We start from the raw sequence: 24,746 nt of genomic DNA, 5'->3' as shown, positions 1-24,746 counted from the left end.
CCGCAACAGCAAGTTACTGGATAATAAGGGCAGAACGGATCAGAGAACAAGTTAAAGGTGAGGTTTCATGGACAACAACGAGTACTTTAGCGTCAATTACCAATGCAGTGTCAATGTACAACGATTGACTGAATCAGAATCAGTTCCTGACGAAGTCACCTTCGCATCTGAAATTCCAGCACCATTTTTAGTCAGCTCTGAGGCTGCACATATTGACTCAGCCGCACTCAGAAGTCTAAGAAACATTGGTGAATACAGCCAAGATCTGGCCGAATACTTGAAAATGCAGTCTCGTAAAATCGATGTCATTATGGGCTACGTTTTATCGTTGCAAGATGATGCCAGCGAGCGCTTTCAAACCACTTCTATTAGCGGCAGCGCCATTACATACACCAGTACCAAGGCTCTTAATGTTGGCGACCATGCTCGCCTTAAAATATTCTTACCCGAAGAATCTGTGGCTATTTATGCCTATGCCCAAGTGAAAGCAGTAGAAATGCAGAATGATCTCTACACTATTTCTTTGGACCTGATCCGTATGCGCGAAACCGACCAAGAACACTTAATTCGTGCCACTTTGCACATTCAAACACGCCAATTAAAGGAGCGTAAGTAAACCGTGTTGAGTTCGCCCCCCCCCACATGGTTGCCCGAATGGGCACCGCAAGATGCAGTCATGCTCACCTGGCCACATGCCAAAACCGACTGGGCTGCCATGCTCACCGACGTGCAGGCTACTTTTGTTGAGATCGCCAAAGCGATCAATCAATATCAGGCTCTGCTCATTAATTGCCATACTCAACACCTATTGGATAACGTACGCAAACAACTGTGTCATGCCGAGCTGGACATGTCCCGCGTGGATTTACTGGTGATCCCCAACAACGACAGCTGGGCAAGAGATCACGGCCCACTGAGCTTAACCGGTGGATACTTGCTCAACGCGCAATTCAACGGTTGGGGCAGTAAATACAGTGCGAGCCTAGATAACGATATTAATCAACATGTGTCCGACGCCAATCATTTTTTGCATCCATTAACCAACACCGATTTTGTGCTTGAAGGCGGCAGTATTGAATCCGACGGCAACGGCACCGTCATGACCACGACACAATGTTTGCTCAATCCTAACCGTAATGCTCACTTGAGCCGAGACGAGATTGAGAGCACGGTGCTAGAGCTGACCCAACATCAACGCATCATTTGGCTCACACACGGCCACCTGGCAGGCGACGACACCGATAGCCACATTGATACGCTCGCCCGATTCATGCCGAACAATACCATTGTATTCCAAGGCTGCGACGACCCAAATGACGAGCATTTTGAAGCCCTCAACGCCATGAAGAATGAGTTAAGCCAAGCTTTAAATGCCGATGGTAAGCCATACACTACAATCGAATTACCTTGGCCCAGCGTTAAAACAAATGCTGAAGGCCAAAGGCTTCCGGCTACCTATGCCAACTTTTTGATCATCAATGGTGCTGTGCTGTTGCCCGTTTATAATGATGCACAGGATCAACGAGCAATTAATCTGCTTGCCCAAGTAATGCCCAAACATGACATAATCCCCATTCGGTGCACTTCGCTGATCCAACAATTTGGCAGTTTGCACTGTGTAACCATGCAACTTACTCAAGGAAGCTTAAAGCGCTAATGGCTCAAACTCAGTCGCCCCACTCAGCGGTGATCAAATGTGCTTTGCTGCAACACACGTGCGGTGATGATTTAGCACACAACACAGCAATGACCACCAGCCTAATTGAAAAAGCTGCGTCTAATGGTGCGCAACTTGTTGTGCTGCAAGAGCTGCATCGAAGTCGCTACTTTTGCCAATCAGAAAACACCGATACCTTTGATCTGGCGGAACCCATTCCAGGCCCGTCAACCGACCACTATGCACAAGTAGCAAAGCGTTGTGGCGTGGTGATTGTGACCTCGTTATTCGAAAAGCGAGCCGTTGGCTTGTACCACAACACGGCTGTGGTGCTTGACTCAGATGGCACTATTGCGGGCACGTATCGTAAAATGCATATTCCTGACGATCCAGGATTCTACGAAAAGTTCTATTTCACGCCCGGTGATTTGGGTTTTGAACCCATTCATACAAGCCTTGGTAAACTTGGTATTTTAGTGTGTTGGGATCAGTGGTTTCCTGAAGCGGCGCGATTAATGACAATGGCTGGCGCCGAATTATTAATTTATCCCACCGCCATCGGTTGGGATCTTGGCGACGATGCTGCCGAGCAGCAACGTCAATGTGATGCATGGGAAACCATTCAACGCAGCCATGCAATAGCCAATGGCATTCCTGTTTTAGCTTGCAATCGCACGGGCTACGAGCCTGATCCAAGCGGAACCACACAAGGCATTCAATTCTGGGGCAATAGTTTTATCGCAGGGCCGCAAGGTGAGCTTCTGGCGAAAGCTGAGCCGAGCCCTCACCTCCCAGAGAGCCCTCAACAAAATATCATTCTGTACGCAGAATTAGATATGAACCGAAGCGAACAAGTTCGCCGTATATGGCCTTACTTGCGTGATCGTCGAATCGATCATTACTCGGACCTTACTCAACTGTATCGAAACTAATACTCATGACTTCCCCAAGCTTGTTTTCACATGTAGCAACTGACCTACCTTTTCAGCCTGACCAACAGCGTTTTTGGCATAGCTATCACGGGTCATCGTTGGCCATTGCTTTGGCAGAATCTGCCGCCAAATCCGACGCACCTATCGTATTGGTCACTCCTGATACCGCCACGGCTCTGAGAATGGAGTTCGAGCTTAGTTATTTTGCACAGCCTTTGGGCGTTGATGTGCAAGTATTCCCCGACTGGGAAACCTTGCCGTATGATCAATTCTCGCCGCACCAAGATATTGTCAGTCAACGACTCGCAACCCTATACCGCCTGCGTCAAATGAAACGTGGTGTGGTCATCGTGCCGATCAATACGTTGATGCTGCGAATCGCGCCAGCCAGTTATATCGACCAACACGCCATCGTATTAAAGTCAGGCGACAAGCTCGACATGCATGCCTTACGCACGCGTTTAGAAGCAAGCGGCTACAACCCGGTTCAACAAGTGTTGGAACACGGGGAATTCGCAGCCCGAGGCAGCTTACTCGACTTATACCCAATGGGGACAAATAGCCCCGTGCGCATCGACTTTTTTGATGATGAAGTCGATAGCCTTCGCTTGTTCGATCCTGAAACTCAACGCAGTGCCGATCGGTTAGATGATTTAAACCTGTTGCCAGCGCACGAATTTCCACTGGATGATGCGGGTATTGAACGATTTCGCCGTGCTTTTCGTGAACGCTTCACGATCAGCAATGAAAAAGACTCGATCTACCAACAAGTGAGCCGAGGCATAGCATCGGCTGGTATTGAATACTACTTGCCGCTATTTTTTGAACAATGCGGTTCGCTGTTTGACTATTTGCCAGAGAGTAGCGTTTACACCCTCTACCCTGCCATCCAAGAGGCTGCTGAGCAGTTCTTTGGCGATGTAGAAGCTCGCTACGAAGATCGGCGTTATGACCCAGAGAGGCCTATTCTTCCGCCCTCTGAAGTGTTCCTAACCCCACAGGATTTAATGACTCGTCTGAAAAAGACATTGCGAGTGCAATTGTGCGACGCTCCGACTCGTCGCGCGGGTAACATTAAAATAAACACTAAAGCGATTCCTGATGTTCGGGTTAATGGTCAAGATCCACAGCCCTTTAAAGCACTACAAAACGTTCTAAACAGCAATAAGCAACGCATTGCGTTTAGTGTTGAATCAGACGGTCGCCGCGAATCATTGCTTGAGCTTCTCAAACCAATGAAACTCCATTTAAAGTCGTTTGATAGCTTTGATGAATTCATCGCATCGAATGACACCGAAGGCTTGATTGTTTCACCCTGTGAGCACTCATTTGCCTTACCTGAACACAACCTGTTGTTCATCACCGAGTCTGAGTTGCTCGGCAAACGCGTGATGCAAAAACGCCGCCGCGACAAACAGCGGTCATTGGGGTCTGACGCCGTTGTTCGTAACCTCGCGGAACTACAAATAGGGCAACCGGTGGTGCATCTCGACCACGGAGTGGGTCGTTACACTGGACTTCAAACGCTTGATGCCGGTGGCATGACCAACGAATTTGTCACCTTGGAATATGCCGGTGGCGACAAATTATACGTACCAGTTTCAGCGCTTCACTTAATCGGACGTTACACTGGTGGAGACGCAGATAGCGCGCCACTGAACAAACTTGGTAATGATACGTGGGAAAAAGCCAAACGTAAGGCTGCCGAAAAAGTTCATGATGTGGCCGCTGAGCTGCTCGACATTTACGCTCAGCGCGCCGCTAAACCGGGTTACAAGTTCACAATGGATGACTCGGCCTACCAACAATTCGCGGCGAGCTTTCCATTTGAAGAAACACTCGATCAGGAAGTCGCCATTGAGAATGTCATTCGCGACATGCGCGGTGACAACGCCATGGACCGCTTGGTGTGTGGTGATGTTGGCTTCGGTAAAACAGAAGTTGCCATGCGCGCAGCATTTGTAGCAGTGAATGATGGAAAACAAGTGTCTATTTTAGTGCCTACAACTTTGCTGGCACAGCAACACTACGAAAACATCCGCGATCGTTTCGCCAACTGGCCAGTCCGTGTGGAAGTGCTCTCACGTTTTAACAGCACCAAGCAAACCAACGCCATTTTGGCCGATTTAGAAGCCGGAAAAGTAGACATTGTAGTCGGCACCCATAAGCTACTTTCCGCTGATGTGAAGTTTAAAGACTTAGGGTTGTTGATTGTGGATGAAGAGCATCGCTTTGGTGTGCGTCAAAAAGACAAAATCAAAACGCTCAGAGCCAACGTCGACATTCTTACGCTCACCGCAACGCCGATTCCGCGTACGCTCAATATGGCAATGAGTGGTATGCGTGATTTATCGATTATCGCAACCCCGCCTGCACGTCGACTGGCGGTCAAAACCTTTGTTCGTCCATACGATGCAACTCTGGTGCGTGAGGCCGTGGTCCGTGAAGTGCTGCGTGGTGGTCAGGTGTATTACCTCCACAATGATGTCAGCACCATCGAACACACAGCTGAAACCTTGTCCACTCTGGTGCCAGAAGCTCGAATAGCGATTGCGCACGGTCAAATGCGCGAGCGCGAACTCGAAGAGGTGATGTCTGATTTTTACCATCAACGATTCAATATATTAGTGTGTACCACCATTATTGAAACCGGTATTGATGTGCCTTCGGCCAACACCATTATCATGAATCGAGCCGACAAATACGGCTTAGCTCAACTCCATCAGTTACGCGGGCGCGTCGGCCGTAGCCACCACCAGGCATACGCTTACTTACTCACACCACCGCCTAAAGCAATGACCAAGGATGCGGTAAAACGTTTGGAAGCCATTGAACAGCTCGAAGATCTAGGGGCTGGGTTTGCATTAGCAACCCACGACCTCGAAATTCGAGGTGCGGGTGAACTATTGGGTGATGATCAAAGCGGTCAAATTACATCCATCGGGTTCTCGCTCTACATGGAAATGTTAGAACATGCAGTAGAAGCGCTAAAACAAGGCAAACAACCGAGTTTAGACAGCCTGCTTGGTGAACAAACCGAGGTTGAATTGCGGGTACCCGCATTACTGCCCGACACATTCATCCCCGATGTGAACCAACGGTTGTCGCTATACAAGCGCATTGCTTCCGCCACTACCGACGATGAATTGAACGAATTGCAGGTTGAATTAATCGATCGTTTTGGTTTGTTGCCTGATGCCAGTAAAAACCTATTCAGGATTTCCGCATTCAAGTTAAAAGCGGCTAAGCTTGGCATCAGCAAAGTAGAGATGGGCTTTAAGAGCGGACAATTGATTTTCCAACAAGACACTTCCGTACAACCGGAGAAGATCATTGGCCTTATTCAAAGCCAACCTGCATACTATCGCATGGAAGGCCCCAACAAATTACGCATTTTAGAGGGCGAACCGGATCCATCATCACGCATGGATATTATCGAATCGTTGCTCAAGGCCCTGCAGTAAACGCAGCTGAAGGAGAACAGGATTAGTGAGTAAGCTGAAGCATCTTCTTGCCCCAATAATTATAAGCAGCCTTATTGCGCCCGCTGCACATGCTCGATGGTTTGAAGTTGAGATTTTGTTGTTCTCGCGAACGCAAGATCCTACCCAAATTGACGAAGATTTTGAAAACATCGAGTTTACCCAAAGCTCTATTCGCAAACTCGATCTCATCGCCCCCATGTTATTGGCGCCGTCCGACTGCCCTGAACCAGAGCCCATTGCCGTTCCTGTCGAAGAAGGCGCAGAAGCGCCTATCGACACACTTGAAGCGGGCGTTGAATACGACGAATTTGGCTTTCCTATTGAAGCGCCGATTGAACCGGCAGAGCCTGAAGTCGTCATGACACCCGAAGAGCGAGTGGCGCACGAGCAATGGCTTAGCGAATGCACCAAGCCGCGCAGCTATGACGAACTGTCGCAATTACCAGTGACCATGACTCAACATGTATTGCCACCCGATGACTCTTCGCCCTATTTGCTCACGCCTGAGTTATTACAACTCAATGATGCGGTGGCAAAACTAAATCGTAGCGGCAGTTACAAACCCATGTTGCATACCGGCTGGCGGATGGATATTACCAGTAAACGAAGCATGCCTGCGATTAAATTAGTCGGAGGCCAGAACTTCGGATCTCGCTACACCTCAGATGGTTGGGAACACGCTATTGAAGAGCCCCAAGATATTGAAAATAATATCGAAACTTTAGATGATAGCGAAGCTCTAGGCGCAGCCGTGCCAGGTGCGCAAGAGACAGATACAGAATTAGTTGGTCCCAGCGCTACCACTGATGGCTTGGACATGCTGGGCGACGCTCTACTTCCAAACTGGGATGAATCATCCATCAACGCCCCCGTGCCTGAAGTATTTAATCCTGCAGTTTGGGAGCTCGATGCAGACGTACGAGTGTGGTTAGCAACCTGGCTACACATCGACACACAAATTACATTGCGTCGTTCAGGTCGCAAGTCACCGCAGGAAATCTCGTCCACCGATGAGCAAACCGTCAGCACTGGCACGTTAGTGAGTGATGCGGCCACGGTGCCCTATTTATATCAATATCATTTGGATCAATTCCGCCGCGTGCGCAGCAAAGAAATTCACTATTTCGACCACCCTCTAATGGGCATGATCATTCAAATTCGTCCATATGAGAAGCGCCCAGATATTGAGCCAAACACACCAAATAAGATGCCTGTTGCCGAGTAATCGTCAACCCAACTAGCGTCCAAAAGCCAGCATCATGCTGGCTTTTTTATTGCCTCTAACACAACGCCACGATGCATCATTGACGTCTTTTGCAACGGCAACCGAAACAATTGTTTACACAGTCGATGCACTGATTTTACGAACTGGCTGGACTCTATCCAATCAGCCACTTAATCTCTTATGCAAACACGTCAATTAACATGGAACGCTCATGAGAAAGCACATTTTTTCATTGATGCTACTGTCGGCTCTCACAGCCTGTAGCCAGACAGAGTCGCAGCCTCAATCTCAAGTCCATCAATTCACTCAACACACACCTATATCATACCCAGACACGCGTAAAGACGATGTGGTGGATTCGTATTTTGGGGTGGAAGTTGCCGATCCCTACCGTTGGCTTGAAGATGATCGCAGCGCCGAAACCGCCGCTTGGGTCAAAGCCGAAAACAAAGTGACGTTTGATTACTTAGAGCAGATCCCCTATCGCCAAGCGCTTCGCGACAAGCTGAAAACGCTCATCGATTATGAAAAAGTCAGTGCGCCGTTTAAAGAAGGCGACTACACCTACTTCTACAAGAATGATGGGCTACAAAACCAAGCTGTGTTGTACCGTCAACAAAACGAAGGGCCTGCCGAAATCTTTCTCGATCCCAATACTTTTAGCGAAGATGGTACAACTTCGTTAGGCGGCTTGAGCTTTTCAAATGACGGTTCCTTAGTGACCTACTTAATTTCTGAAGGCGGCAGCGATTGGCGCAAAGCCTTTGTGCTTGACGCTAAAACCAAGCGCCAACTGGAAGAGCCTCTGGTCGACTTAAAATTCACAGGTATTGCGTGGAAAGGCAATGAAGGGTTTTATTACTCCAGTTATGACAAACCCAAAGGTAGTGAGCTATCTGCCAAAACCGACCAGCACAAAGTGTACTACCACGCTTTAGGCACCCCTCAATCCGAAGACCAACTAGTGTTTGGCGGTACCGACGCAGAAAAACACCGCTACGTGGGTGCGCAAGTAACAGAAGACGATCGATACTTGCTAATTTATGCATCGGTTTCAACCTCAGGCAACAAACTATTTATTAAAGATTTACAACAACCTAATGCCAATTGGGCCACCTTGGTAGGTAATACAGAATCTGATACAGAGCTACTTACAAGTGAAGGCGAACGCCTTATTTTGATCACTAACTACAATGCGCCTAACAAGCGTATTGTAGAAGTCTCTGCAAGCGCTCCTGGCCAAGAAAATTGGTTCGACCTCATCCCAGAAACAAACAACGTACTCAATGCAACCAAAGGCAACGGCTATTTGTTTGCCAGCTACATGGTGGATGCGATCTCAAAAGTCAAACAGTTTGACGAACAAGGTCAGCTTATCCGCACCATTGACCTACCGGGCATCGGCACCGCGTCTGGATTTGACGGCAAAGCCGATCAACAAACCTTGTATTACTCATTCACCAACTATAAAACACCAACCAGTATTTTCAGCTACAACACCCAAACGGGCCAATCGGCCCTGCATGCCAAACCTGAAGTTGCATTTAGCCCTAACGATTATGTCTCGGAGCAAGTCTTTTACGCGTCAAAAGACGGCACTCAAATCCCCATGATCATCACCTACAAAAAGGGTTTAGAACGCAATGGCACGACACCGACCATTTTATATGGCTATGGTGGATTCAATATCAGCCTTACACCTCGTTTTAGCGCAACCAATGCTGCCTGGTTAGAGTTAGGGGGCATCTATGCTGTTGCCAACCTTCGAGGTGGTGGTGAGTACGGTAAAGAATGGCATGACGCCGGAACTCAGCTTAAAAAGCAAAACGTGTTCGATGACTTTATTGCCGCGGCCGAATACTTGATTGCGGAGCGTTACACATCGCCGGGTAAATTGGCTATTCGGGGTGGTTCGAATGGGGGCCTTTTGGTGGGAGCAACCATGACACAACGCCCAGACTTAATGCAAGTTGCCCTACCCGCTGTTGGCGTTTTGGATATGCTGCGTTACCACACATTCACCGCAGGTGCAGGCTGGGCATATGATTACGGCACAGCAGAAGACAGCAAAGACATGTTTAATTATTTACTGGGTTATTCGCCAGTACAAAACGTAAAATCGGGTGAGCACTACCCTGCAACCTTAATTACCACCGGCGATCACGATGATCGTGTGGTACCGGCTCATTCATTTAAATTTGCCGCGGAATTGCAAGACAAACAAGCCGGGCCAAACCCAGTCATGATTCGGATTGAGACCAATGCCGGTCACGGAGCGGGCACGCCAACCAGCAAAATCATCGAGCAATATGCCGATATATTTGGCTTTACCCTTTATAACATGGGTGTGAAATCACTTTAAGCAAATGCTTAAACACCCCTTTTACACCTACGCTTCATATCAAAGCCCGCTCAATGCGGGCTTTTTAAATTCAATGAGTCCCTCGAACATAGTGCCATGTATATTGTTCACCATACTTCGATGGGTGATACTAAATTTAGCGCAGTATCCACATCGAGCTAGCGCCCCTTTTAACAACGCCTCCTTCACTTATTTACGACTCAGAGATTCATTTAACTACGGTGACATCCACTGGTTATTTCCAACGAGTTCTGTGAAATAGATCTTGATTTAGACAAAAGAGCGAGTGACGCAATAGCCGTGAACCATATGACGCACATCGTTTAATTTTATCGTCTTAATCATTCAAAATTAGCGCTATCCAAAAACGACTCAAAGCTTTCACAAAGTTGCCTACAACCGTTATTCATACTCGGCAAAAGCACACCAACAAACACTCTAAACTCAGTCTTCAAAAACAACACGATTCCATTTATGCAGCTCACCCAAAAGCGTTTGAAAAATACTTCAAAGCATAGTTTATCGACCTATCAAATAGAAACGATAACTGTTGATTTTTCAAAACACCAATAAATATTACATAAATAAACATCGGATGTTTTGATGAGTATTTTATCCATCTGTAATTTCTTAAAAAACAACTATAAACAGAATAGGTAACAATCACAGTGCAAAACACACTTCACAAGAAAAACACATTAAATACGTCTAAATCGATAAGGCTTGCTGCGCTTCTCACAGCAGGCGTGAGCCTAAGTATTACTGCACCAGCATTCTCAGACTCCATTGGAAATAAAGGAAAGTACTTCACAAACAAAGTCACAAATAGCGTCATTTCCACCATTCAAAATAGCGGTAATTGCAGCACAAGTTCATCTGCTTCGACCCCAGCAAGCTGCACTGCCAAAATACAAAATGCTCTGCTCGACGCGTCTGCCGCGAACGGGGTCGTCGTCATCAAAAAAGGAACATACACTCTCAACCGGCTCAAAGTTCCGTCCAATATACGGATTGAAATAGAGCCCGACACCGTGTTGAAAATGAACCAGAATATTCTATTTGATTTTGGTAAAGCGGGCGGTAACTCCCCTAAGATTGAAAACGTTGAAATCACTACTACTGGGTCAAAAACCAACGCCACATCGAATCAACGATTTATCATTGACGCCAACTCATCGCAGGTATTTCAAGATAAACGCATGATTCGGGTGGGATATGCCGAGAACTTCTCTATTTCTCGGCTTCACCAAAAAGACAACTTTTCCCAAACTCCTAATATTTTCTTAGTCGCTGATGATGACGGTAAAGCTGGCGTATCTAATGATCCAGGCGGCAGCAATATTCTCCGTAATGTAGAGTTCAACGATAGCTTTAGCCGAATTCCAAAGAAGGGATACATCGTCGACGTGAGTGGCGAAGATATTGCAACCGGATATGCGGTAATTCAGCCATTTAGTGGCGAAGACTTATATTTTAAAAATATTTCCGCCAAGCGCGGGATCACGATTCGCATTGAACCGGGTAGCGGATTGCCAACCGATCGATTGAACCGCGCGGGCCCTCGCAAGGGTGCTTATCGAAATATCGTCATGCATAACATCAGCAATGAAGGTGGATTTGCCGCTATTTTTCTGAAACCACACACCAAAATTAATGAAAATATAGAAGTGCGCGGAACCACTAAAGGAACCAATACTACATTTGTAATCTGGGTTGACTCTGGAACCGCTCCGGTTTGGGCTGATACCATGGATATTGGCTACACACGTGGATACTTTACCAATACAAAAATTAAAGGAACCGTTCGCCACATTGTCAATAACACCCGTTTTAAGTCCGATATCACCAAAGCAGGCACCTACTTCTTACCACGCGAAGGCATTCGTTCCACCGTATCGAACCCGCAAAACGGTAATTTTCAATTTTATCAATTGCCTCGCGATGGCTCAGGAAGCCGTTGGCTAGGGCAACCTATCGCTCCAATTGCTATTGCTTCATCGTTTTCCGAAAACAACGTTGGAAACAACAAAGTTCAGCGCAGCGACAACCCAAGCAAAATGGTAAGCGGTGGAATTGAAGCGCCAACTTCCGACGCAGGCATTGATTTGGATGAAGGGTCAAACAATGCCAAAAGTAAACGGTATCGTAAGTTTGGTGGGCGTTATAACGTGCAGCTTCTTGCTAATGTTGTGGCAGATCCAGATATCAACTACAACTTACTTGGCTTGCAAGCTGGTGACGTCAGTCAGAATGATTCTGTGCTCTACCGCGGCGATGCGATCGAAGGCACAGAACTCAATGGCGGTGGCATCGTTCGAGCGAACGAATTTATCGCAAAATAAGCATATCTCGGCCATCTATCTCGATGGCCGTTATGCTGATTTCGTTATTGAATACGGCATTGAATGCGTCCAAAGAGCTCTAACCATTAGCCCAGAAATATGTGCCTGAAGCACTAGACATCCGACCAGTTGAAAGATACCTTAGTTTTAAGTTCTTTTACTCTCATGGTCACCATGCATATCGACGAACTGATAGCCCATGCTAAGCAACACATCAATACGCCTCAACAGGTGCCCTTTTTGTCTATTCCAAAATCATGGGGGCAAGGGCGAACTGTATTTGGAGGGATCTCCACAGCGCTAATATACACCGCGATTAAAGAGTGTATCGCCAGCGGCCGAGTGCTGCGCTCATTGAATACAAACTTTATTGGCCCATTGGCATTCGATACGCCTTTCACCATTGAAGTCGAAGTCCTTCGCGAAGGGCGAAGCGCCACGCAAGTGATTGGCAAAGCGATACAAAACGACAAGGTTTGCGTGATGTCACAGGCGTGCTTTGGTGTAGCACGAGATTCAAAAGTAAATGTAAGAAATACACAACATCATGGGATGCTCGCGCCAAAGAAACGCAGTTATATTCCACAAATTCCAAAGGTTGTACCCAACTTTATTCAACATTTTGAATTGGCCAAACATGACGGAGGTTGGCCGTTTACTGGCAAAAAGACCAGTCATCTGCACGGTTGGATGCGCTTTAAAGAGCCCCCCGAATGCATAACTGACGGTCACCTTATCGCCATGCTCGATAGCTGGCCGCCGACGCTCCTGCAACTCATTCGTTGGCCCGCTCCCATCAGTACGATGAGTTGGAGTATTGAATTTATTCACCCTCACGCAGACATTCAACCCACCGATTGGTTCGCCTATCAGGCCAGCACGCGGCAAGCGGCTGATGGCTACGGCCACACTGAAGCCAACGTGTGGGACTCACATGGCGAACTTGTTGCGATTAGCCGTCAAGTGGTGGCTATTTTTGATTGACCCGCAGTCTCATTGGTTTATCTCTATTTGAAACTGAACCTATGCGAATGATTTTCGTTTATAGTGGTATTACTGGTTGATGTTCTATTGAGATAAATACATGACGCTCGGTCTTTCCTCGTCTGCAATGCCGCATATTGCTGCACTATTCACTGCGTTTTTGATGAGTGTAAACGCCTTTGGAGCTTCTCCAACATCTCCGTCTGAAGCTTCGACAGGCCCGCAACAGCATGCTCACATCGAGGTTGAATTGGTGTCAGAGTTTAGCGCGTTCAAGCCAGGCTCCTCTCAAATGGTGGGGTTGGCACTGAGACCCGAACACCATTGGCATACCTACTGGAAAAACCCTGGAGACTCAGGTTTAGCTCCTGCTCTCCATTGGGCCCTGCCGACCAACTTTAGCCATGGCGATATACTTTGGGGCACTCCTGAACGCATCGATGTATCTGGGATCACAAACTTTGGCTACGATGGGGATTCGTTGCTGATGGTCCCGCTTGATGTTCCAGAGGGGTTATCTGAAGGCCCTTACACCATCACGCTTGATGCCGAATGGCTGGTCTGTAAAGAAGCCTGTATACCCGGCGATGCGCAGCTTACACTGACATTGCCGATGTCGGAGTCACCTGAATTAAGTCAGCATGCTGAATTATTCGAGCATGCCAGAAAGGCGCTTCCGGCCCTTGATGAAAATGCTCAAGCACACTATCAAGACCAAGGTGAACAACTTGTATTTCAACTTCTTGATAGCGCACAAATGAGTGACTATTCAACGGCTGAACTTCAATTATTTGTTGCTGATGAATCTTTAATTGCACCTTCCAGTGCGCCACTTTGGAATCGCGCAAACGGTGTGATTCAGGTGGCATTCGAAAAAAGCCTGTACTTTCATCAACTACCAGAGGCGACCGAAGTTGTATTGGCCGTGGCTCATCAGAAGGGTTGGCAAATACAAGCCACGCAAGGTCCATTATTGACGCTACCACAAGTCGCGCAGAGCCCATCTCAAGTGGCCGATTATTCGCTCGTTGTGTTTATGATCATGGCACTGGTTGGTGGCCTGTTGCTCAACCTTATGCCCTGTGTATTTCCAGTGTTGTCGCTCAAAGCAGTGAGCCTTGTAAAACTTAAAAATGCCGACGCCTCAGATGCTCGCAAGCACGGTTTACTTTACCTTGTTGGTATTGAGCTTTCGTTGTTAGCACTGACACTTCTCTTGATGCTTTTAAAGCAGTCTGGCACAGCTGTAGGCTGGGGATTTCAGCTGCAAGAACCACTTTTCTTGGCCGTACTGAGTGCGCTAATGATGCTGATGGGCCTGAGCTTAATGGGCGCATTTGAACTTGCAGGTGGGTGGATGTCTATAGGGCAAAAACAATTGGACAAAGGCGGCGCTTCGTCTTCGTTGCTCTCGGGTGTTTTGGCGGTCGTTGTGGCCAGCCCATGCATGACTCCATTCATGGCTCCAGCTTTAGGCGCTGCGCTTGTGTTACCGCCACTATCAATGATCGCTATTATCATGTCGCTTGGATTTGGACTGGCGCTGCCGTTGGTATTGCTGAGCTACTTTCCTGCTTGGTCACGCTGGCTACCAAAACCCGGCCGTTGGCTCGAAACCTTTAAACAGGCCATGGCATTCCCGCTTTTCTTTACCAGTATTTGGTTGCTTTGGCTGTTGCTCGCTCACGATGCAATGATGATTATCGGTACCTTAGTTGCGGTGGTCTGTTTATGCTTTCTCATTTGGCTTTACCAACGTGGCGCAAAACTCCTGAGTTTAGGGTTCACTGGCGTTGTGAGTATTTTTCTTGTGGTGGTGTTCGGCGCTCCTGCGGTGCATCAACAAACGCTAGCAGGCCAAGCTGAACCTTACTCCAAGCAGGCGTTAGCGCAATACATTGCACAAGGACAGCCCGTGCTAATCAACATGACCGCAGACTGGTGTTTAACCTGCAAAGTCAATGAAAAAGTGACGTTTTCGGATGAAGACGTCAGCAATACCTTTGGTTCATTAAACGTCGTTTATATGGTGGGCGATTGGACTCGCCGAGACGCAGAAATTAGCAAATACTTAGACCAATACAAACGAGCAGGCGTTCCGCTCTATGTACTTTACGACAGGCACGGTGAGGACCAAGTGTTGCCTCAAGTTTTAACGCCTCAAGGTTTAATTAACCGCTTAGAGGCACTTTAACTAAAACTTCACGCACGCAATAGAACATTTAAAAACATTGGATTTGGAGATCGAATATGAACTTAGTGAAATGTATTTCAACATTTGTAATCGCAACTGTGATGGCATTTGGCGTTCACGCAAAAGCTATGGTGGGACAGCCCGCACCTGACTTTGAACTCACATCAGCAGATGGCAGTACGGTGAAGTTATCTGATTACTCTGACAAGTACGTAATTTTAGAATGGACCAACCACGACTGCCCTTTCGTTAAAAAGCACTATGGCGCTGGCAATATGCAGCAACTGCAAAAAGATCAAACGGCAAATGGTGTTGTGTGGCTTTCGATTATTTCATCCGCGAATGGCAAACAAGGCCATGTTGATGCAGCAAAAGCAAACGCGCTGACCAATAAGCGTGGCGCAGCTCCAAGCCATGTATTACTCGACGAGTCTGGCGATGTGGGTCGACTCTATGGGGCAAAAACAACACCTCACATGTACATCATTTCGCCCGATGGCATGCTCGCTTACATGGGCGCAATTGATAGCATTAAATCGAGCAACCCTGCTGATATTGCAAACGCCACAAACTATGTCACACAAGCGATGATAGAGCTCAATTCCAATAAGCCTGTGAGCCAAACGATCACTAAACCTTATGGTTGTTCTGTCAAATACTGATTGACTGCGGCGTACCTTGGCTTGCCGAGGTATTCCCATTTTACGTCACAGATACCAACCTTTAGCCGTATTCAAATCGCTCTAAAGCAACTTCAACCATACGCCTTCAAGCTCTTGCACCCTAGTGTGTATTGCATCCTTTGTTCGACAAATCAGCTCACGTCATGGCCCCAATCTCTCAATCAAACCAGCTCACCCTGTACGCTCGCTTACGCTCCATCAAATCAACTCGACTGAAGACCTTATGCATCACCCTCGCCTATTGCGTTGGCGCGTTACTGCCAAACGCAATCTCTGCAAAAAACAACGATTATCAGCCGCTATCCACCGACCAAAAGCGAGCCTTGATTCACGATCATTCAACGGCCTTTCAAGCGCTTAATGAAAGAATACGCGACCCATTCGTGCATCAAGGGCCCGATGGTTACTACTACTTAACGGGCACGACCGCGGGTCAATTTTGGGGCGAGACCGTCGGTATAAAATTGTGGCGCAGTCGAGATCTGGCCGAGTGGCAAGACATGGGGTTTGTTTGGGAGCTGATGAAAGATGGCAAGCAATCCAACAGCTGGCATTTTTCTCAACCACCTCGGGCGGCACGTAACGGACAAGTTCAAACAAATCCTATCGCCATTTGGGCACCTGAAATTCACTATCTAAACGGTACGTGGTGGATACCACATTCCACCAATGTTAGAGGCCACGGACTATTGAGAAGCACCTCAGGAAAACCCGAAGGCCCTTACGAAGTGCTTGCTCCGATTGAGCGCACAGGCATCGACTCGCACCTCTATCAGGAAAACGGCCAAACCTATTACATGTGGGGTGCCGACTGGCTTGTGCCAATGAATGACGACATGACAGGCGTGACCGGAAAGCCCTTTCGCTTGCAACATGATGGCAAGCACCCGCTGGGATACGAAGGCATTTTGATGTTAAAAATGGGCGAATTTTACGTGCATATCGCATCGGGCCGGTACGGCTATGAGCCCACCGACAGCTACGATTTGTACTATGCCATTTCCAAAAATTTAGAGGGGCCATACGGCAAGCGAAGAAAAGCACTCACACATGCTGGGCACGGTAACCTAATCCAAGGACCCAATGGCCAGTGGTGGTCTACAGCTTTCGATCATCCCTATGTGAACCAATGGAGCCTGTGGCTGGTGCCTGTCGAAATTGAAGTGACTGCCGATGATGTCGTGATTTCATCGCCTGACACACGCTTCCAACCCAGTCAGGATGAACAAAATGTAGTCGCAGATTTATCGGTCACAGGCCGTCCTGAAGCTTGGGAGGGGCACGCTCATTGGATTCGCCCAGAGAAGCTAAAAGCCAACAAATAATGACGAGGCACCTAGTTTTTAGATAGCATGTAGCAGTCTCAGTAAACACCAAAGGATTGAGCAGTGTTAATTATTTCGAATTCAGTCTCTTTGGCCGAGTGGGAAATTGAGCTCACAGCAATACGAGCGCAAGGGGCGGGCGGACAAAACGTGAATAAAGTATCCAGCGCCATTCACTTGCGCTTTGATATTAGCCGCTCTTCACTTCCCTCTTTTTACAAAGAGAGATTACTTAATTTACGCGACCAGCGCATCACAAAAGACGGCGTTGTAGTGATTAAAGCTCAGCAATTTAGAACACAAGAAGCCAACCGAGAGGCAGCGCTAGAACGCCTTAAAGAGCTCATTCTAGAAGCGACTAAAGTGATAAAAACACGCCGTCCGACAAAACCGACTAAAGCCAGTCAACGTCGACGTATGGATAAAAAATCACAACGCGGCGACGTAAAGTCCATGCGCGGAAAAATCAAGTTTTAGTGCGTCTACCCCAGGCACTTAACTTCAATCACAGTGCTTTGCAATCACCCTTCTTCATATCGATTTGAGCATGGTTAAACGTAGCAACATAGCACCGTCTGCACTACTTTTAGTGCAGTAGCGGTTGTGAAGTGCGATTTACCGCCTATACCTAAGAGTCACTTTAGATTCCCCAAAAGAGTTTCAATACTTTTGCAGCTAATGCGAGGACACGCGTATGGCCATTGAAATCAAGTTCGCCTCATTTAACCTCTATAATTTTCAGAAACCTGGTGAGAAAGTTTATAAAAAAGTTGTTCAACCGTCCGATTATAAAAAGAAGCGAAGATGGACACGCGAAATGCTGCTCAACATGAATGCTGATGTCATCGCCTTTCAGGAGCTATGGTCGCCCGACTGCCTCGTCGATACCTTCGATATCCCTGAATTGAGCCACTACCAACTGCATTTTATCAAGCCATCTTGGTATAACATCGCAGTAGCCGTTGCAGTGAAAGCGCCTTGGGTGGTCAGTGATAAAAAGGTGATTAAGGCGTTCCCGTTTAAAAAAATGGTCAAAGTGGATGATGGTGACGGAGAAGACGACCAGCTGGAATTGTCGATCAAATCGTTTTCAAGAAGCTTACTCAAGCTTAAAATACATCATTCTGAGCGCCCTGACGTTCCCACAACAACAGTTTTTGCAGCTCATTTAAAGTCCAAATTACCAGCCCAAGTTGGACAAGTGAACGCCAAACACCGCAAGTCTATGGGCTCGGCTATTTCAACCATTCGCCGCACAGCAGAAGCCGCGGCATTGCGTTGGTTACTCACAAATCACTTGAAAGGCACGCACAAACCAACCGTATTAATTGGCGATCTGAATGACGATCCACGTTCAAATACATTGGCACTAATTACTGAGCAACCGAACCTTTCAATGACGGCTAAAGGAAGCGATTCTAGCTTATACAGCGCACTGCAAATGCAGCAATTGCAATCCTATCGCGACGTATTTTACACACACGAGTTCAATCGCATGAAAGACACTCTCGACCATATTTTGGTTTCGGAAGAGTTTTTTGTGAATTCAAAAGATAGCCATTGGCAACACAAACATACACAAGTGTGGAATGATCATTTAGAAGATAACCAAGCGCATACCGGCGACCACGGAATTATTTGCGCATCATTTCGCTACAAACCGAATGCTTAGCTTGCGGATTCTAATTTAACTTAATGCGAAACCGAATGGGCGGTCACCCAACATGCTCAGTTGAAACCGTTATGGCGTAGCAAATCTTGCACGACTACTGATAAAGACTGTTAGCGATAGAGTAGAAAGACATTTAAGTTCTTCTAAAAACAACAAAGCCAGCGCGGTTAAACGCTGGTTTTGAGTGCTTTAGATACAGCCTATGAGTATTTGGAACGCGAGAGCATTAGGGCTCGTTCACTGTAATCACTTTGATGCCTTCCATTCGGATATTAGTTTCAACAGCTTCGCCAATTTGATCGAGGGGAAATGCATGAGTCACTAATTTGGTGATCGGCAAGCCCGCCTGCTTGATGCTTTTCATACAGGCAATGGCATTGGGGTAGTCTTCAGGGCTGTATGCCCATGAGCCAACCATCGTGATTTCTTTGTTGCACATATCAAAATGAGGATTCAATTGGGCTTCGCCGTTATCAACAAAAAAGCCCAGTTCACATAAGCCTCCTCCCCTCGCAATTAGCTTCCATACTGTTGAGGCGGCCGCAGGGCTCCCGGTACATTGGAATGCAAATTGAGCACCTCGCCCCAAAGTCAACGATTGAACTTCGTTCACCAATGCTTCGGTTGATTCAAAGTCAGTGAAATTAAGACCATGAGATGCGCCCAATTCTTTGGCTAATTTTAAGCGGTCGTTCTGGCCATCCACCGCGATAATCGTCTGTACGCCCATCGCCTTGAGTACGGCGATGATAGAAAGACCTATTGGACCAGCGCCTTGAATCAGAACGGGGGATACGAAATTCATTAAGTGTGTGGTTTTCGCACGTTCGACTGCGTGAACGGCAACGGCTATTGGTTCAATTAGAATGCGTTCTTCGAGACTAAATTCAGACACGTTAAAGAAAGTTGAACCGGCTTTGAGCACTAAATAATCACCAAACCAACCATTGAATTTATTGTCAGGCTGATCGCCCATTAAACCGTAACACCCCATATTTTCACACAGGTTGGTGCGCCCCGGAGTGCTAGTACAAGGCCCACATTCACCGCATGGAATGATACTTGTGATGAGTTTTGAACCAATTTCTATGCCTTTTCCTGCGGAATCTTTAACTATATTTTTGCCCAATTTAACAATACGCCCCGAGCCCTCATGCCCCAATACAACGGGAATCATGCCGAAAGGATCGTTACGATATTCATGGACATCGGTGCCACAAACACCGCAGCCTTCGACCTTGACTAAAATTTCATCTTCGGTAATTTTGGGGATCGGGTGTTGCTGAAACTCGAACTTCTTGAGTTCAGTCAGTACGGCGACTTTCGCCTGCTCTGGAATTGCAATAGACATATGCTTTTGCCCTCTGTGATTGAGTATTTGGTATTAGGCTTATGGAACAATCAAGCTTGACTCAAGGTCGATTACTAGCCCGTATCAATGAATTTTGCTGAGTCGCTCCCGAGGCGACTCAACATGTTTGGGTAACGGCTTTCCGCTCCGACAAAACGGGGGAAAGTCGTTGATTCAACAAGTAGCCTCGGACAAATGGTTACAGGTGAGGATTCACCGCTTTCAAGCGGTCGAGTACTACCGCTTGAACTCTTGGGATCACGGACTTCATGACCACGGGTGGGTAGGCAGATGCAATGTCAGCATCAATTTCTTTGTGAGCCTCGCGCATGTATGTGCTGTGAACAATCGTTCCAATATTAATTTTGGCAATGCCCATTTTGATTGCGCGCTGAATATCTTCATCAGCAATGCCTGTTCCACCGTGCAGCACCAATGGAGCTGGGATTGCGTTTGCAATCTCTTGTAATCGATTGAAATGAATCTTAGGCGTACTCGGCGTAAAGCCATGCGCAGTTCCAATGCCAACCGCTACCAGATCGGGGCCCGCTTCCTCATACAAAGCTTTAACGTCTGCAACCGACGCTAAATAGTCATCTTCACTTTTAACCACTACATCCCGGCCCATAATTTTGCCAATCTCGGCTTCAACACTCACACCTGCACTGCGAGCATAAGCCACCACTTCTTTGGTCATTGCGATGTTATCTTTGAGACTGCCGTGTGAGCCGTCAATCATCACTGAGTCATAGCCATCATCGATTGCACGTTTGCAAAGGTCCACCGACGTGCTGTGATCTAAATGGAGAAAGATATCGTTATTGGCAATTTGCGCAAAACCGTCCACCATTTTACGACACAAGTATGTGCCATTAAGCTCGGCTACAGGCGGGTAAGTCATTGCCATAAATGGTAAATCTAACTCATTTGCTGCCAGTGCCACGGCATGCAGGTCGTATATATCATTGATATTGAAACCGGCTAAGCAACGCTGTTGCTGACGATAACTCTGTACCAATGGGGTTAATTTATTAGTCATCATTTAATCCTGATATTCAGTTGCAATTAATAGTCGAGTTTCTTGGGGAGACCGCGACCGGTTGTGGCCGGTGCTGAAGTTTTCAGCTCGCTTACATCAGTCCAGTAATTGAATTCACGTAAATCGTCGAGTACGTGTCCGCGTGCCATGATCCAGTGGTGATCCATGCCGTGATTCATGACCGATGCAGCAATCGATTTAGAGCAAGTATCCTTTGGGGCCACTTCGCCATAACAACCGCGGTAGCGCATCGGTGAATCGACAATATCGCCTTCAAATGCAAATACTGTCGACGCATGCGGATACTGATATTTGGCGATAGTGACCGGGCCTGTTTCTTGCAAAAACTCCACTAACATGCCGCATGATTCTTTGGGGTCGAAATTGTCGAGAATACTGTGATTGCGCATGTCTAGGGTGGTCCCTTCGCGCAGCAACTTGGTAGAGCTACCGCCGCAATGCCACATGCCCACTTTATTGCTGGCATGATCAACATAGGAAAAATCCATGAGCGTGGGTAAGCTTGCGCCCAACGTCATCTCGTTGAACGTGACCATGGTCAGCAGTGCTCCCATGTCGGATTCATCTGCAATCGGCAACCCTAAGTCTTGAACGAGAGCTCCTGCACCATCCCCTGCAATACCATATTGTTCAAAAAGCTCCGGCCAATTTTTAAGCGCAACGCCGATATAACCCTGTTGATTGGCATAGTCACCCACAGCGAGGGCCAGACGAACAGAGAGAAATAGTTCTTTTTCATTCACGCTGTTTTCGCCTAATTTAGGCGAAGCCAATAGCGCCTCAACAATCGGATTCACAACCTCAGCGTTAAATGATTTCTCGCCATGTAACCACACTGTGGCTAAATCAACTCGATCAACATCCAAGCCGAAATGCTTAGAAATCGACATTTCGTTCAATTCACAATCGTAAAAGCCAGGCACACGCATACCGCCAACCATTAGGATCTTGGCAAACTTCATCCGTGCTTTTGCCGATGCGACACGAATAAATCGATCGAGCGATGCATTCAACGTTTCTGCACCAGGCTCTGCGAATACCCAGCTGTATTTCACATCCATGGATGCCAAGTTATTCAGTAAAAAGTTCTGACCACACAGCCGATTGGCTGTTAAATTTCCACCGGTGACCTCGGTGTGAGACCAACTCAACATTGGAATATCGTTATTGCGCAACCAAGTTGCCAAGGCCATGGCTAAATCACCGGCAATATAAGATGCCTGATAAATCACCAATGCTTTCATACCCTTCGCCGCATAGCTGTTGAGCAGAGCCAACAGCTCTTCACGCGTTTGAATTGGGCTAGGCTCGGCGAGCAAGGTGTTGCTGGTCGTCATCACCGCTTGCATCTGCTGTTGCGCTTGCGTGTAGGATGCTTTAGCTTTTTCCCAGTCAAAGTGAAGTTCAAAGCCAATACCAATAAGGCCAATAGCAACATTATCGCGAGGAGCGGGAGCGCTTATGGCTTTTTTCATAAGGTCTTCTACCAGACCTTTGCGTTCTAAAAAGTTAATTGTCATGGATTTACGCCTTGCAATGAGATTCAATAAAAGATTGGACTTCTGAGGCCGAAGGAAACGATGTGCGGCCTCCTAAATGGCGCGCAATGAGCGCAGCAAACCCGGCTGCAAACTGCATTCGTTGAGCCAGGCTATCACCGCGCAATAGCGCGTAGGCATAGGCGGCATGATACGCATCGCCGCAACCTGTGGTGTCAACGACTTCAACCGCAAAAATGCTTTGGTGAATAATGGAATTGTGATGCAAAGCCCAACTGCCATTCGCGCCATCGGTGATCACAAGCTGACCTTCAGTGATCTGTGCTAAGTGCCGTAAACACTGTTCTGCGTGTTGCATTCCGGTGAGCTCTTGCGCAGCTTCGAGCGGTAAAATCGCATGAGAGGCAAGTTCTAGCATGGTATTGAGCGTTGCTTTGTCGCCCGCCTCAATGTCTATCAAAGAAGGCACATTCGCGGCTTTTGCCTGACGGAGTAATTCTAAATTGCCTTCTACGTCATACCCATCAACAAACACCAAACGGCTGTTGGTGACCCAACTCGGAACAATGTCGTTTACGCTCAGAGCGCGGTAACCTTGCAGCGAATAAAAAACTGTGCGGTCACCCGTTTTAGGGTCAACTTCTACGAGTGCAATTGCGGGTTGAGCTTGGGCATCATCGAGCATCAACTGGGTGTCAACACCACAACGTTGTAGCTCTGCTAACGCAATCTGACTTTGCGTATTTTCACCGTTGAATCCTAGAAATGCGGTATGCAAACCTAAGCTCGCCAACCCACACGCTGCATTTCCTGCCGGAGCACCGCCTTGAATTAGAATGGTTTCTACTTCGTGTTTTTTGCCCGCTTCATAGCCACTCGGCAATGTCACTAAAAGGTCTACCACGTTGAGCCCTGAGACAATCACATCAAACACCATCATTTATCCTCTTCAACTCAGAATTTGATGGCTTAAATTTACGCGTGCTTGAGGCGGACTTCTAAATACGCTATTACATTAAATATGTACTATTTTTCCCATCAAAATGATTTAGTGATAAAGTTCACGGAATAATGAGACTTAATTAACGAAGAAGGCGCATTCGTGAGACCCATACTGGAGCATATTCCTCACAGTCAGGAACAATCGTTTTACGCCGGCAGTTATTGCGGCCAAGGTTTCACCTTTCCGTGGCACTATCACCCCGAATGGGAACTCACTTATATTATTTCTGGCACAGGTACAGCCTATACCGGCAATGCGATTCGCCACTTCGGTGGCGGTGAGCTGGCCTTAATGGGTCCTAATCTACCGCACTGTTGGAAAAGTAATGTGGGCTCAGAAGACTCTGTCAGTTCAGTCTTTTTTCAGTGGAGTGCTGATCTGCTAGGCGATCATTGGATGGAAAAGTCGGAATTTGGTGCCATTCGAGCTCTGCTGATGAATTCAGAATCTGGCTTGCTATTTACCGGAGAACAGGTCGAAAGTATGGGCCAGCAAATGACAAAACTAGTTGATGCACCCCCCTTTGAACGTCTAATGGTATTTGTTGCGCTACTCGAAAAGCTGACAAGGCTTCAAAGCACACCGCTAAGCCACGGCGGCATTCAGTACCAAGACTCCACTGCATCCAAACGCATTGAGAACATTTTAAATTACGTTGCATCTCACTACCAAACCAAGATCGATGCAGAACAAATGGCGCAATTGACCAGCATGACACCGGTGTCATTTTCAAAATACTTTAAGCGCGTATTTAAAAAAACATTTACGTCATATTTGAACGAGTACCGCATTTCCCAAGCATGTGGCCTATTGGTTCGCACGGATGAATCTGTAGAAGAGATTGCTGATCGATGCGGATACCAAAATATGGCTTTTTTCCATCGTCAGTTCAAAACTATTATGGGACAAACACCGCTGAAATACCGCCAGCAGTTTCAGGCGGCGCAAGCCTAAAACAGAAGTGACAAATAC

18 protein-coding genes are annotated in these 24,746 nt (G+C 47.2%); 14 read left to right on the top strand and 4 right to left on the bottom strand.

Going from position 1 to position 24,746, the window contains the following annotated elements; all coding sequences use genetic code 11:
* Positions 1-67 precede the first annotated feature (67 nt).
* The 13 genes from NAF29_RS09695 (at position 68) to NAF29_RS09635 (ending at position 18,861) form a co-directional block, all read left to right on the top strand.
* Complete coding sequence (locus tag NAF29_RS09695) at positions 68-616, top strand: PilZ domain-containing protein (RefSeq protein ID WP_251261347.1); 549 nt, start codon at positions 68-70, stop codon at positions 614-616.
* A gap of 3 nt (positions 617-619) precedes the next feature.
* The gene (locus NAF29_RS09690) at positions 620-1,657 is read left to right on the top strand and encodes an agmatine deiminase family protein (protein WP_251261346.1); all 1,038 of its coding nucleotides are present in this window, start codon (positions 620-622) and stop codon (positions 1,655-1,657) included.
* Positions 1,657-2,589, top strand: a complete 933-nt coding sequence (locus tag NAF29_RS09685; protein WP_285817689.1) for a carbon-nitrogen hydrolase — start codon at positions 1,657-1,659, stop codon at positions 2,587-2,589. Before NAF29_RS09690 ends, NAF29_RS09685 begins: the two co-directional genes overlap by 1 nt.
* A 5-nt stretch (positions 2,590-2,594) precedes the next feature.
* A complete protein-coding gene (gene mfd / locus NAF29_RS09680; protein WP_251261345.1) occupies positions 2,595-6,053 on the top strand; it encodes a transcription-repair coupling factor in 3,459 nt (1,152 codons plus the stop codon).
* A 25-nt stretch (positions 6,054-6,078) separates the two neighbouring features.
* Positions 6,079-7,299 carry a CsiV family protein gene (locus NAF29_RS09675; RefSeq protein ID WP_251261344.1) on the top strand — a complete coding sequence of 407 codons (1,221 nt, stop codon included), beginning with the start codon at positions 6,079-6,081 and terminating at the stop codon, positions 7,297-7,299.
* A gap of 211 nt (positions 7,300-7,510) precedes the next feature.
* Positions 7,511-9,661, top strand: coding sequence for a prolyl oligopeptidase family serine peptidase (locus NAF29_RS09670; protein ID WP_251261343.1), 2,151 nt, complete (start codon positions 7,511-7,513; stop codon positions 9,659-9,661).
* A 668-nt stretch (positions 9,662-10,329) separates the two neighbouring features.
* Positions 10,330-12,003 (top strand): hypothetical protein, encoded by a 1,674-nt coding sequence (locus tag NAF29_RS09665; protein WP_251261342.1) that lies wholly within the window; start codon positions 10,330-10,332, stop codon positions 12,001-12,003.
* Between the two features lie 174 nt (positions 12,004-12,177).
* Positions 12,178-12,987, top strand: coding sequence for an acyl-CoA thioesterase (locus NAF29_RS09660; protein ID WP_285817711.1), 810 nt, complete (start codon positions 12,178-12,180; stop codon positions 12,985-12,987).
* 100 nt (positions 12,988-13,087) lie between these two features.
* Positions 13,088-15,181, top strand: a complete 2,094-nt coding sequence (locus NAF29_RS09655) for a protein-disulfide reductase DsbD family protein (protein ID WP_251261340.1) — start codon at positions 13,088-13,090, stop codon at positions 15,179-15,181.
* A 56-nt stretch (positions 15,182-15,237) separates the two neighbouring features.
* Positions 15,238-15,843, top strand: coding sequence for a thioredoxin family protein (locus NAF29_RS09650; RefSeq protein WP_251261339.1), 606 nt, complete (start codon positions 15,238-15,240; stop codon positions 15,841-15,843).
* 164 nt (positions 15,844-16,007) lie between these two features.
* Positions 16,008-17,189 (top strand): family 43 glycosylhydrolase, encoded by a 1,182-nt coding sequence (locus tag NAF29_RS09645; protein ID WP_251261338.1) that lies wholly within the window; start codon positions 16,008-16,010, stop codon positions 17,187-17,189.
* A gap of 63 nt (positions 17,190-17,252) precedes the next feature.
* The gene (gene arfB, locus NAF29_RS09640) at positions 17,253-17,666 is read left to right on the top strand and encodes an alternative ribosome rescue aminoacyl-tRNA hydrolase ArfB (protein ID WP_251261337.1); all 414 of its coding nucleotides are present in this window, start codon (positions 17,253-17,255) and stop codon (positions 17,664-17,666) included.
* A gap of 217 nt (positions 17,667-17,883) precedes the next feature.
* The gene (locus NAF29_RS09635; RefSeq protein ID WP_251261336.1) at positions 17,884-18,861 is read left to right on the top strand and encodes an endonuclease/exonuclease/phosphatase family protein; all 978 of its coding nucleotides are present in this window, start codon (positions 17,884-17,886) and stop codon (positions 18,859-18,861) included.
* A 226-nt stretch (positions 18,862-19,087) separates the two neighbouring features.
* Here NAF29_RS09635 and NAF29_RS09630 read toward each other — a convergent pair whose 3' ends face one another.
* From NAF29_RS09630 to NAF29_RS09615, 4 genes are all read right to left on the bottom strand, one after another.
* Positions 19,088-20,212, bottom strand: coding sequence for a zinc-dependent alcohol dehydrogenase (locus NAF29_RS09630; RefSeq protein WP_251261335.1), 1,125 nt, complete (start codon positions 20,210-20,212; stop codon positions 19,088-19,090).
* Positions 20,213-20,411: 199 nt separating this feature from the next.
* The gene (locus NAF29_RS09625; RefSeq protein ID WP_251261334.1) at positions 20,412-21,254 is read right to left on the bottom strand and encodes a class II fructose-bisphosphate aldolase; all 843 of its coding nucleotides are present in this window, start codon (positions 21,252-21,254) and stop codon (positions 20,412-20,414) included.
* 23 nt (positions 21,255-21,277) lie between these two features.
* Positions 21,278-22,792, bottom strand: a complete 1,515-nt coding sequence (locus tag NAF29_RS09620) for an L-fucose/L-arabinose isomerase family protein (protein ID WP_251261333.1) — start codon at positions 22,790-22,792, stop codon at positions 21,278-21,280.
* A 4-nt stretch (positions 22,793-22,796) separates the two neighbouring features.
* Complete coding sequence (locus NAF29_RS09615) at positions 22,797-23,711, bottom strand: carbohydrate kinase family protein (protein ID WP_251261332.1); 915 nt, start codon at positions 23,709-23,711, stop codon at positions 22,797-22,799.
* A 162-nt stretch (positions 23,712-23,873) separates the two neighbouring features.
* On the opposite strand from NAF29_RS09615, the gene NAF29_RS09610 reads away from it, so the two are divergent.
* Positions 23,874-24,728: an AraC family transcriptional regulator gene (locus NAF29_RS09610; protein ID WP_251261331.1), complete on the top strand. Its 855-nt coding sequence runs from the start codon at positions 23,874-23,876 to the stop codon at positions 24,726-24,728.
* The last annotated feature ends 18 nt before the right edge of the window (positions 24,729-24,746 follow it).

Source organism: Echinimonas agarilytica (assembly GCF_023703465.1).
Lineage (GTDB): Bacteria > Pseudomonadota > Gammaproteobacteria > Enterobacterales > Neiellaceae > Echinimonas > Echinimonas agarilytica.
Note: the sequence above shows the minus strand (reverse complement) of the source record. Positions and strands in the feature narration are given on the sequence as shown.

Coding starts and splice junctions, on each gene's coding strand:
- NAF29_RS09655 (WP_251261340.1), top strand. CDS start 13,088: ATGACGCTCGGTCTTTCCTCGTCTGCAATGCCGCATATTGCTGCACTA.
- NAF29_RS09695 (WP_251261347.1), top strand. CDS start 68: ATGGACAACAACGAGTACTTTAGCGTCAATTACCAATGCAGTGTCAAT.
- NAF29_RS09645 (WP_251261338.1), top strand. CDS start 16,008: ATGGCCCCAATCTCTCAATCAAACCAGCTCACCCTGTACGCTCGCTTA.
- NAF29_RS09625 (WP_251261334.1), bottom strand. CDS start 21,254: ATGATGACTAATAAATTAACCCCATTGGTACAGAGTTATCGTCAGCAA.
- NAF29_RS09650 (WP_251261339.1), top strand. CDS start 15,238: ATGAACTTAGTGAAATGTATTTCAACATTTGTAATCGCAACTGTGATG.
- NAF29_RS09630 (WP_251261335.1), bottom strand. CDS start 20,212: ATGTCTATTGCAATTCCAGAGCAGGCGAAAGTCGCCGTACTGACTGAA.
- NAF29_RS09660 (WP_285817711.1), top strand. CDS start 12,178: ATGCATATCGACGAACTGATAGCCCATGCTAAGCAACACATCAATACG.
- NAF29_RS09620 (WP_251261333.1), bottom strand. CDS start 22,792: ATGACAATTAACTTTTTAGAACGCAAAGGTCTGGTAGAAGACCTTATG.
- mfd (WP_251261345.1), top strand. CDS start 2,595: ATGACTTCCCCAAGCTTGTTTTCACATGTAGCAACTGACCTACCTTTT.
- NAF29_RS09635 (WP_251261336.1), top strand. CDS start 17,884: ATGGCCATTGAAATCAAGTTCGCCTCATTTAACCTCTATAATTTTCAG.
- NAF29_RS09685 (WP_285817689.1), top strand. CDS start 1,657: ATGGCTCAAACTCAGTCGCCCCACTCAGCGGTGATCAAATGTGCTTTG.
- NAF29_RS09670 (WP_251261343.1), top strand. CDS start 7,511: ATGAGAAAGCACATTTTTTCATTGATGCTACTGTCGGCTCTCACAGCC.
- NAF29_RS09615 (WP_251261332.1), bottom strand. CDS start 23,711: ATGATGGTGTTTGATGTGATTGTCTCAGGGCTCAACGTGGTAGACCTT.